At 66.2% G+C, this 1,551-nt stretch carries 2 protein-coding genes and 1 pseudogene; all 3 read right to left on the reverse strand.

The window, feature by feature from the left end; genetic code table 11:
* On the reverse strand, positions 1-651 hold a 651-nt coding region (locus U858_RS0131080), incomplete at its 3' end, for a cache domain-containing protein (RefSeq protein WP_025141011.1).
* 346 nt (positions 652-997) lie between these two features.
* Positions 998-1,270 carry a hypothetical protein gene (locus tag U858_RS0131085; RefSeq protein ID WP_025141012.1) on the reverse strand — a complete coding sequence of 91 codons (273 nt, stop codon included), beginning with the start codon at positions 1,268-1,270 and terminating at the stop codon, positions 998-1,000.
* Positions 1,251-1,551 (reverse strand): annotated as a pseudogene (locus tag U858_RS0131090) (hypothetical protein); the annotation flags it as partial. The pseudogene U858_RS0131090 and the gene U858_RS0131085, both read right to left, overlap by 20 nt.

A 1,551-nucleotide genomic window follows, 5' to 3' on the forward strand; every position in this document is an offset into this window, starting at 1 on the left:
GATGGTGCCGGTCTTGTCCAGTACCGCGGCCACCCAGCCATCGGGCAGCCCGCGGCGGCCCAACACGTTGCCGATACGTTCGGGCGACAGGCCGACATTGAGGCTGTAGGCCACGTCGTCGCCACGCATGACGGGAACGCCCAGCGCGATGGTGGGATTCTGGCTGACCGCGCCCATGAACAGGCTGCTCAGCACGGGTTCGCGCGCCCGGAACACCCGGCTCAGTTCCTGGGAAACCCCGGATGCCGGCAGCGGCGTGCCATAGGGCACCAGGGTATTGACCACCTGATGGCCTTCCTTGTCGGTCAGGACGTAGCTGTCGACGATCTGGAAACGGATGGCTTCGCGGGCCCGCTGGTGAAATCCGGCCAGGTCGCCGCTGATCAGGTCCGGCGACGACGCCAGCATCTGCAACCCGGCTTCGACCCCGGTCATTTCGCGGTCGAGAATGGCGGTGAGATTGCGCGCCATGAAAATGGTGTCGCGGAATATTCGTTCTTTCTGGATCTGGTAGCTTTCGTAGACGGCGACGGACGCCACCATCAGGGCCGGCGCAATACAGGCGAACACCAACGCCAGCAGGCCGGTACGCATGGAATACCGGTGCTGCGGACGAACCCGCGCAGCGGCCAGGCTTTCGCCGTCGGGCATATTATTGTTCTCCGCCGCGCATGTGCCCGGGGCAATGCGCCTGCCGATACTGCACCCCCTGACCCATAGCGCCTCTCCTGGAGCTTGCCGTGCAGGCGGTGGGCCCGCATCGGTGAAAAGTCAGAAATTATTGCAGAACCAGAACCCAACACAATATCCGCCGCGCAACACCGGCGCCAGAAAAAGAAGGCGCCCACGGCTGGAAAATCGCGATCTAAATTTACCTCAAAAACAAAGCCTGGCAACGGTTTCATTATGTTCGAGCACTTGCCGGCGAATATTTGCCGGGGTCGCGTCCACTTCCCCCGCGGAATTGAAATAGACCGGCCGCGCGTGATCGCAATATTCAATCCCGGTCCGCAGGGGGGGCTTGGCGCACCCACCCAGACTTGAGGCGATCAGCCACGGCATCGTCATCGCTGCGAGCCACCTTTTCCTGCACATCCCTGGCCTCCTTGCGGGCGTCGGCCGCCCGCCCCTGGAGGCGGGCCTCACTGTCCGAGCGTTCCTGCGCCCGGCCCATGGCCCGCCCCCTCCAATAAACCCCGGCGACGGCGGCCAGGCCCGCCAGCACGGCCGCCACGACGCCGAGGCCCCGCTTAATCCACTGTTGCAACATGCGCTGCGCTCCTGGCCACCGGGGCGGACACCGCCGCCACGGCGCGTTGGTACAGGCTGTCCCAGCTATCCCGCTTGGGCTTGCCGGGCCGCCAGGTCCGCAGGTACAGCGCCCAGGCCGATTCGGCGTCGCCGATACGCGGCAGGCTGGCCGGATCCGACCACAGCAACAGGCGCGCAAACGCCGCCGCCAGCACGTCGTCCTGGTCCAGCCGCGCGTACACCGACGGCGCGGTCGCGACCACCCCGCGGGCCAGGCAGACCTGGCTGGCGGCGTCCCGG

Origin of the sequence: Achromobacter sp. DH1f (genome assembly GCF_000633435.1) — a bacterium.
Lineage (GTDB): Bacteria > Pseudomonadota > Gammaproteobacteria > Burkholderiales > Burkholderiaceae_B > Achromobacter > Achromobacter deleyi.